Source organism: Sphingomonas sp. FW306-1B-B10E (genome assembly GCF_058782005.1).
On sequence record NZ_JBYSXG010000002.1, the window covers coordinates 177,416 to 186,366 of the forward strand.

9 protein-coding genes are annotated in these 8,951 nt (G+C 66.3%); 8 read left to right on the forward strand and 1 reads right to left on the reverse strand.

Going from position 1 to position 8,951, the window contains the following annotated elements; all coding sequences use genetic code 11:
• Positions 1-357: 357 nt before the first annotated feature.
• The 6 genes from AC3WJI_RS01885 to mobA all read left to right on the forward strand — a co-directional run bounded on the left by AC3WJI_RS01885 (position 358) and on the right by mobA (position 7,647).
• On the forward strand, positions 358-3,120 hold the full coding sequence (locus tag AC3WJI_RS01885; RefSeq protein ID WP_492755546.1) for a TonB-dependent receptor: 2,763 nt from the start codon (positions 358-360) through the stop codon (positions 3,118-3,120).
• A 51-nt stretch (positions 3,121-3,171) separates the two neighbouring features.
• Entirely contained in the window at positions 3,172-3,627 is a 456-nt protein-coding gene (locus AC3WJI_RS01890; protein WP_492755532.1) for a hypothetical protein, read from the forward strand.
• 11 nt (positions 3,628-3,638) lie between these two features.
• Positions 3,639-3,941: a UBP-type zinc finger domain-containing protein gene (locus AC3WJI_RS01895; protein WP_492755533.1), complete on the forward strand. Its 303-nt coding sequence runs from the start codon at positions 3,639-3,641 to the stop codon at positions 3,939-3,941.
• A gap of 114 nt (positions 3,942-4,055) precedes the next feature.
• Complete coding sequence (locus AC3WJI_RS01900; RefSeq protein ID WP_492755534.1) at positions 4,056-6,344, forward strand: FdhF/YdeP family oxidoreductase; 2,289 nt, start codon at positions 4,056-4,058, stop codon at positions 6,342-6,344.
• A 56-nt stretch (positions 6,345-6,400) separates the two neighbouring features.
• Entirely contained in the window at positions 6,401-7,120 is a 720-nt protein-coding gene (fdhD, locus tag AC3WJI_RS01905; protein ID WP_492755535.1) for a formate dehydrogenase accessory sulfurtransferase FdhD, read from the forward strand.
• Positions 7,117-7,647: a molybdenum cofactor guanylyltransferase gene (mobA, locus tag AC3WJI_RS01910; protein WP_492755536.1), complete on the forward strand. Its 531-nt coding sequence runs from the start codon at positions 7,117-7,119 to the stop codon at positions 7,645-7,647. The genes fdhD and mobA overlap by 4 nt, the downstream gene beginning before the upstream one ends.
• A gap of 7 nt (positions 7,648-7,654) precedes the next feature.
• On the opposite strand, the gene AC3WJI_RS01915 is transcribed toward mobA, so the two are convergent.
• Positions 7,655-7,840: a hypothetical protein gene (locus tag AC3WJI_RS01915; RefSeq protein ID WP_492755537.1), complete on the reverse strand. Its 186-nt coding sequence runs from the start codon at positions 7,838-7,840 to the stop codon at positions 7,655-7,657.
• A gap of 240 nt (positions 7,841-8,080) precedes the next feature.
• Here AC3WJI_RS01915 and AC3WJI_RS01920 point away from each other — a divergent pair, with 240 nt between their 5' ends.
• The gene (locus AC3WJI_RS01920) at positions 8,081-8,626 is read left to right on the forward strand and encodes an RNA polymerase sigma factor (RefSeq protein WP_492755538.1); all 546 of its coding nucleotides are present in this window, start codon (positions 8,081-8,083) and stop codon (positions 8,624-8,626) included.
• A gap of 113 nt (positions 8,627-8,739) precedes the next feature.
• On the forward strand, positions 8,740-8,951 hold a 212-nt coding region (locus tag AC3WJI_RS01925), incomplete at its 3' end, for a hypothetical protein (RefSeq protein ID WP_492755539.1).

Consider the following 8,951-nt stretch of genomic DNA (forward strand, 5'->3'; position numbering starts at 1 on the left):
GGATGCCGACCAGGAAGGAGGTCCTCGCTTTAACCTATGCTTCCAAACTTCGGGCCGGGCCCGATCCCGGCCCGCATTTTGGTGCGAAGGCGGTTCGTAGCGACCAAATTGGTATCATACCATTTTGCGCCGCAGATCGATCCGCCTCGGCGTGTGACCAAATGGCCACGAGGCGCAAATCAACGACGGAAGCACCAATTCGTGCGACGTGCCGAGAGCGGCGCCGGTCGCCCGAAAGGTCTGCTTTGGTTATGCCGATGGCAGGCATTGGCCTCATCGACGGAAAAGATCGGTGAAGACGATGCCGGAGCAGGTGTCTGCGGCCGCCGGGCCGCGTGTTGTAAAGGGTATTCGATGATGCGTTTGCGCCAGGCGATTCTTCTGACTTCGGCTCTGACCTGCTTCGCCGCCAGCGCGCACGCCCAACAGGCTCCGGCCACGCCGCCCGATCCGGCGCCGAGCCAGGCCGAGGCCGATGCCGCGAGCGAAGACGTGGTCGTCACCGGCTATGCCGGCAGCCTCCGCCAGGCGATCCAGGTCAAGCGCAACGCCAACGCCGTGGTCGACGCGATCTCGTCCGAGGACATCGGCAAATTCCCCGACCGCAACGTCGCCGAATCGCTGTCGCACATTCCGGGCGTGTCGATCGACCGCCGCTTCGGCGAAGGCGAGAAGGTCGCGATCCTCGGCACCGACCCCGCGCTAAACCGCATGCTGCTCGACGGGCATGGGCTCGCCTCGGCCGATTGGGGCGGCAACGACAATGATCCGAGCAGCCGCACCTTCAACTATTCGCTGCTCGCGCCCGAATTGGTCGACCGGCTCGAAGTGTACAAGTCGCCCGAGGCGCGGATCGAGGAGGGCAGCCTCGGCGGCACGGTGATCGTCCGCACGCGCCGCCCGCTCGAGCTCAAGGCCAATTCCGCGTTCGCCTCGGCCGGCTATTCGTACAACGACCGCGCCGACAAGGGGAATATCCGCGCCTCCGGGCTGTACAGCTGGAAGAACGACGCGGAGACGTTCGGCGTCCTCCTCGCCGGAACCTATGACAAGCAGAACCTGGTGCGCTCGGGCGTCGAGTTCTTTGGTTATGAAAAAGCGGATACGCGCTTCTTCCAGACGGTCCGCGATGCTGGTGGCCAGCCGCTCTTCAAAAATCCCGCCGCGACGGTGACCGGCGGCACGCGCCAGGATCTAGCCGATGCCGTGCTGCCCTTCGGGATCAACTACGCCTATTTCCAGCAGCAGCGCCAGCGCATCAGCGTCGCTGGCACTGCCCAGCTGCGTCCGACGAGCGACCTGACGCTGACGCTCAACGGCACGCATATCGAGGGCAATTACAACAATTACAGCCAGTCGATGTACACGATCCCCGGCGCCTGGACCGGCGACGTGCTCCAGTCGGCGACGATCTCGAACGGGGTGGTCACCGACGCCAGTTTCGGCGCCGCGACCGGCCAGAGCGCGCAGCTCGACACGCTCGTCCGCCGCACCAAGCTCAAGACCGACAATCTCAACTTCTTCGCCGATTGGGAAGGCGATGACGGCGCCAAGCTGTCCTTCTCGGGCGGGTGGAGCAAGGCGACCGGCGGGCGCAATCCCGAATATCTGTTCAACGTCCAGACCAGGCTGCCGTTCAGCTACTCGATCACCCCGACCTCGGCCGACGTCAACTTCACCGGTGACCTGACCAACCCGGCCAATTACTTTACCAACCCCAACAACAATCCCGCGACGATCGAGGGCAGCCCGGTGCTGGTCAACGGCGCGCCACTCATCGCCGCGCAGATCGGCGGTCTCGACTATAGCGTCACCACCGACAGCGACGTCTTCGCCGGCTTCGACGCGACCGTGCCGGTCGGCGGGTTCTTCACGCGCTTCCTCGTCGGCGGGCGGTTCAACCACCATGTCAACCGCGTCGATGCGCGCGGGGTGAACTCCTATCTGCAGACCTCGCTGCTCGGTTCGCAGCTCGGCGTCGACACGTCGGTCACGCCCGACGGCATCTTCGACGGCACCGGCGGCAGCGGCAGCGCGACCCAATATATCAACCTGTCTCAGCAGGCAGTTATCGACATCCTCGCCAATGCGATCAACTCGCCGCTGGTCGACAAGGTGGGCGCCTCGACGCGGGTCAAGGAGACCGTCGTCGCCAGCTATGCCCAGCTCGACTTCGAACATGGCGGCCTGCGCGGCAATATCGGCGGCCGGCTCGTCTACACCCGCGACCTCTCTCAATATGCGCTGACCTTGCCGACGCCCGGCAACCCCAATCCACGCCCGCTGCCAACCAGCACCGCGACCGACTATCTGAAGTTCCTGCCGGCATTCAACATTGCCTATGAGGTCAACCCCAAGCTGATCTTCCGCGGCGCGGTGGCCAAGGTGATCTCGCGCCCGCGCTACCAGGACCTCGCCGCGTCGATCACGCAGAACGACGTCACCTTCGATGCGGGCGGCGGCAATCCCAATCTGAAGCCGTACGAATCGACCAATTACGAAGTCACCGCCGAATTCTATCCGGCGCCCGGCGCGCTGCTGTCGCTCGAGCTCTATCGCCGCGAGATCTCGAACTACATCGTCAACACGCGCCAGGAAGGCGTGTCGCTCTACAACTCGCTCACCGGCCGGGTCGAGAACCACTACAGCGTGTCGCAGCCGGTCAATGGCGGCAAGGCCAAGGTCAACGGCGTGCTCGTCCACGGCCAGGCCGAGATCTGGGGCGGGTTCGGCATCCAAGCGAACTACGCCTATCAGGACAGCAGCACCTCGACGACGCTCGACACCAGCGAGACGCTCAACCTGCCCTATCTCTCGAAGCACACCGTCAACATCATCCCCTATTTCGAGAGCGGCCCCTTCCAGGCGCGGCTGAGCTACAATTACCGCTCGTCCTATTTCCGCACGATCGGCCGGCTCGGCTCGCAGGAGATGGTCGCGCCCTACAACCAGCTCGACGCCTCGGCGGCGTTCAAGCTCAACGACAATGTCACCTTCTCGGTCCAGGCGCAGAACCTGCTCGACGAGACCTATCTCCAGTATAGCGGCACGCCGGATCGGCCCTCGGCATTCTACAAGAACGGCCGCACCTTCGTAGGCAGCGTCTCGTTCCGCATGTAATAGCTGCTGCATGCGGGGCGCGCCCCAGCCTTGACGGGGCGACCGAGACCGATGCTGAGCGTGGCGGAACAGGCCGCATTGAATCTGGAAGAGGCGCGCAGGCTGCGCGCCTCCGGGCATAGCTATCGCCAGATCCGGCGCCAGCTCGGCCTCAGCGCCGGCCAGCTCGGCCATATCCGCAAGGCGCTTTCGCGCGAGAAGGCCGGCGGCACACGGCTGCGGCGCAACGCACCCGGCGCGCCCGACCGCGACTTGCCGGTGGGCCAATCGGTGCTGCCGCCGGGGCTTCGCAGGCAATTGTCGGCCTCGGGATATCGGACGCTCGGCGATCTAGCCGACAGGTTGTCCGACCCTGACCTGCCCAGCCTGGAGGCGATGCCGGGAATCGGCCCGCACAAGGCGGCATTGGTGAAGCGCCTGCTCGATCATTATGGCTTGCTTTCCGGCGACGAGAACCTGCGACATACCATAGAGAAGCTCTTCCCCGAATTCGCCGATCCGGACTGACAGGAGATCGCATGACGTCGTGTATGCACAGCAGCACCATCAACCAGGTGACCCCCAGCGCGCGCGGCTGCGAGGAGTGTTTGAAGATCGGCAGCCCGTGGCTGCACCTCCGCATCTGCCGCTCGTGCGGGCATGTCGGCTGCTGCGACCAGTCGCCACATCGCCACGCCACCGCGCATTTCCACGCCACGCGCCATCCGATCATCGAGGGCTATGACCCGCCGGAGGGCTGGGGCTGGTGCTATGTCGACGAGGCCGAGATCGATTTGCCCGACCAGACTCCGCAGAACGGCCCGATCCCGCGATATTATTGAGCGCCGGCATGCGACAGGAGCGTGCGGGCTTCTCGCGGGTTTTCTGGTAGTTGCCAGGGGGCCGCGTCCTGTCCTTATCGACTTGGCGTGGACGGACGAAGAGAAAGTAACGTGATGACGAAGCAGCGCGCGGACAAGCCCGAGATCAAGCCGTTCAAGGGCCCGGCAGGCGGCTGGGGTTCGGTGCGCTCGCTCGCCGAGATCCTGCCGCGCGAGCGGGTCACGCCCGATACGCTCCACCAGCTCGCCCGGCAGAACAAGCCCCATGGCTTCATGTGCGTGAGCTGCGCCTGGCCCAAGCCCGCCGACCATCACCCGGCCGAATTCTGCGAGGAAGGCGCCAAGGCGACCGCCTGGGAGCTCACCACCTTGCGCACCACCCCGGAATTCTTCGCACAGCACACGCTGAGCGAATTGCGCGGCTGGACCGATTATGAACTCGAGCAGCATGGCCGGCTGACGCACCCGCTGCGCTACGACGCCGCGACCGACAAATATGTCGCCTGCGACTGGGAGGAGGCGTTCGACGCGATCGGCGACGCGGTTCGCCCGCTAGACCCCAAATCGGTCGCTTTTTATTCGTCGGGGCGCACTAGTCTCGAAGCATCGTATATGTACGGGCTGATGGCGCGGATGTTCGGCAACCAGAACCTGCCCGACAGCTCGAACATGTGCCACGAATCGACATCGGTGGGACTGAAGGCGGCGATCGGGGTGCCGGTCGGCACGACCCAGCTCAAGGATTTCGAGGAATGCGACTGCATCCTCTTCTTCGGACACAATGTCGGGTCGAACGCGCCGCGGATGCTCCATGACCTGCGCAGCGCCCGCAAGCGCGGGGTCGAGATCATCACCTTCAACCCGCTCAAAGAACGCGGGCTCGAACGCTTCACCGATCCGCAGAACCCGATCGAGATGACCACGCTCGGCGAGACGCAGATCTCGACGCAATATCACCAGGTCAGAGCGGGCGGCGACATCGCCGCGATGCTCGGCATCGCCAAGTTCCTGGTCGAATGGGACGACGCTGCGCTGGCGGTGGGCGATCCGCCCGTGCTCGACCACGATTTCATCGCACAGCACACGCACGATTTCTCCGCATTCGCCGATGCCGCGCGCACGGCCGAATGGGCCGCGATCGAGCGCGAGTCCGGCCTGGCGCAGTCGGCGATCGAGGAAGCCGCGCGCGTCTATGCCAAGGCCGAGGCAACCTTGCTCATCTACGGCATGGGGCTGACCCAGCATGTAAAGGGCGTCGAGAATGTCCGCATGGCGGTCAACCTGCTGCTTCTCCGCGGCAATATCGGCAAGCCCGGCGCCGGCCCGACGCCGGTGCGCGGCCATTCGAACGTCCAGGGCCAGCGCACCGTCGGCATCACCGAGAAGACCGAGCTCGTCCCCGTCGACAAGTTGAAGGAACTCTACGGCTTCGATCCGCCGACCGAGAAGGGCCTCGACACCGTCGAGACCTGCCGCGGAGTGATCGACGGATCGGTCAGGGCCGTGATCGGACTGGGCGGCAATTTCCTCCGCGCAGTGCCCGAGACCGGGCCGATGGAGGAGGCATGGCCCCGGCTCGATGTGTCGGTCCAGATCGCCACCAAGCTCAACCGCAACCACCTCTTCGCCGGCAAGCTGACCTACCTCCTCCCCTGTCTCGGCCGGATCGAGACCGACATGCAGGAAAGTGGTCCCCAGGCCGTGTCGATGGAGGATTCGACCAGCTGCATTCACGGCTCGCGCGGCAAGGCGCCGCCCGCCAGCCCGCATCTGCTTTCCGAGCCGCGCATCGTCGCCGAGATCGCCAAGCGCATCCTGCGGCCCAACCCGCGCATCGACTGGGACAGCTGGGTCGCCGACTACAGCCGCATCCGCGACGCGATCGAGGCGACCTATCCGGCGATCTTCAAGAATTTCAACGCGCGGCTGTTCACCCCAGGCGGCTTTTGGAAGGGCAACAAGGCGGCCGAGCGGATCTGGCAGACGCCGAGCGGCAAGGCCGAATTCCTCGTGCCGAGCGGGCTGAGCGCCACCGGGTTCGACGATGCCGAGGGGCGCTTCCGGCTGATGACCCTGCGCTCGAACGATCAGTTCAATACGACGGTCTATGGCTATCACGATCGCTTCCGCGGGGTGAAGGGCACGCGCGACGTGCTGTTCATCAACCGTGAGGACATGGCGGCGGCGGGCGTGACCGAGGGCCAGATCGTGGCGCTCGAAAGCGATGCCGGCGACGGCCAGTCACGCCGCCGCGACGGCCTGATCGTCACGCCCTATGACATTCCGCGCGGTTGCCTGGGCGCTTATTATCCCGAGGCGAACGTGCTGATGCCGGTCGAGCACCATGCCGAAGAGAGTCACGTCCCCGCGGCCAAATCGGTGCCGGTTCGGATCTGCGTCTGACCGGCGCGCGCGTCCTCGACTTCGAGCAGATCGGCGCCGATGGGCAGCGCTGCGCGTTGACGCGTGCGGTTGCCGAGGAAGTGCCGGTCGCGATCGAGTGCAACGGGCTGGGCTATGCCGTGCTGATGGCCAGCCCGGGCGATTTGCTCGACCTCGGCTACGGCTTCGCGCTGACCGAGCGGCTGATCGACCGCGCCGACGACGTGGCCGACGTTGAGGTCCATCCGGTGGCGCGCGGCATGCTGCTGCGCCTGACGCTGGCGCAGCGCGTCGGCGGCCGCGTGTCCGACCGGGTCCGCCACCGCACCGCGGACTCGTCCTGCGGGCTATGCGGGGTCGAGAGCCTGGAACAGGCGCTGCGTCCCCTGCCCGCCCGACACGCGCAATGGGCGGGCGACGACAAAGCGATATTCGCCGCGCTCGACGCGCTCGACCAGGCACAGCCGCTGGGTGCCGCGACGCGCGCGGTGCATGCCGCCGCGGCCTGCTCGGCGCAGGGCAGCATCCGGCTGGTCCGCGAGGATGTCGGCCGCCACAATGCTTTCGATAAATTGATCGGGGCGATGCTGCGCGACGGAATGGCCTGGGAGGGCGGCTTCGCGCTGCTCACTTCGCGCTGCTCCTACGAACTGGTCGAGAAGGCAGCGCTCGCCGACTGCCCGATGCTGGCGACGATTTCGGCCCCAACCGCACTGGCTTTGTCGCGCGCGCGGGAAGCGGGGCTCGCATTGCGCGTGCTCGCTCGCCCCGATTCCTTGCTGCGACCGCTCTCATGAAGCTGCTCGGCGCGATCCTCGCCGGGGGCGCGTCGCGGCGCTTTGGTAGCGACAAGGCCGATGCGGTGCTGAACGGCCGCACGCTGGTCGATCATGTCGCCGAGGCGCTGCGCCGCGACTGCGATGCGCTGGTGATCTGCGGACGGTCGCACCCCCAAATCGCCCGGATCGACGATCGCCCCCAGGCGGGGCTCGGCCCGTTGGGCGGGCTGTGTGCGGCATTGGCCCATGGAAAGGAGCACGGCTTCGACGCGGTGCTGAGCGCGCCTTGCGATGTCCCCGACCTGCCGGCGGACCTGCTTGCGCGGCTCTCGGGCGGCGGCGTGCCCAGCTATGTCGCGGATCAGCCCGTGATCGGCCTATGGCCGGTGGTGCTGGCGGACCCTCTGCTGCGTCATCTGGAGCAGCAAGCCGACCGGTCGATGCGCGCCTGGGCGCGGATAGCGGAAGCCTCGCCGGTCGAGCTCGGGTTCGCGCTCCGCAATATCAATACGCCCGACGACCTGGCGGCCGCGAGCGGAACCTGAAATCGTCTCAGTTGACCGGCAGCGGCGCGTGGCCGACCAGCAGATGGTGCATCACCGCATAGATATCGCGCCGGTCGACCGCCTGGCTGCACATCGGGCACACTTCGAAATGCTTCAGTTCGTCCGCCTGGAAGGCGGGTTTGCTGGGCCGCTGGCCGGGCTTGACCATATCGAACAGGATCGCTTCCATCACCGCAACGTCTCCGCGTTAGCATCTTCTTCACCATTATAGGGGAAAGTGCGGAGGCGTGGTCGAATGCTGCGATTCTTTTGCGCGAAATTCGACGAAGCCGCGATTTGGCGCCGATGGCGTCGCCCGCGCGAATGATGCACATAGCGACGCATGTCGGGGGAAAAGGCGCCTGAGTGGTCGATCGCGCTGCGCCGCGCCGTTTCGTCACGGCCGGCGGCGCGCCGGTTCCGATTCTGACGCATGGCCCCCCGCGCCGACGATCCCGATGCGGACCTTCTTCCCCGGGCGATAGCCGGCGAGCGCGATGCGTTCGAACGGCTGTTGCAGCGCCATTATGCGCGGATCCACGGACTGGCGTGGCAGCTGACCGGATCGCGCGCCGATGCCGAGGATGTCGCGCAGGACGTTTGCTGTACGCTCGTCGAGCGCCTGCACGGCTTTCGCGGCGAGGCGAAGTTCAGCACCTGGCTGTGCGGCATCACCTTCAATGCCTGCCGCGATCTCCGCCGCCGGCGGCGCTCGTTCAGTGGGTTCGCCGATCGTCTCGCGGTGCTGACGGGGCTCGCGCGCGGACCCGACGGGCGCGACCTGCACGACGCGATGTGGGTGAAGAGCGCGGTCGCGCGGCTCCAGCCCGTCTATCGCGACACGGTGGTGCTGGTGGCGGGGCAGCAACTCACCCATGCCGAGGCGGCGGCGATCCTCGGGGTCGCCGAGGCGACGATATCGTGGCGGATGCACGAGGCGCGCCGCCTGCTCGCCGGAAGCACGAACGAGGCGAATTGAGCCGGCGCGCCGCGCCCCGAAATTTTTTTCGAGAGGCTCCCAAGGATCTCCCCGCGACGCGCGTCGAAGGGACATGCGGGTGATCACGCCCGCTGCCATCAAGGGAGAAGTGCATGCCTCGCCTTTCACAGCGGATCGCCACCGGAATGGTGCTGGTGCTGCTCGCGTCCTGCGCCGATACGAGCGCCGACAAGAAGGCCGTCACCGCCGCCGACGCCGCCGCGCCGCCCGTGCTCGCCGAGCCGTCGTCCGACATCGTGGTGACCGGCACGCGCGCCGAGACGCGCGCGTTTCCGGTCGCCGAAGCCTATGCCCCCGCCCCGCC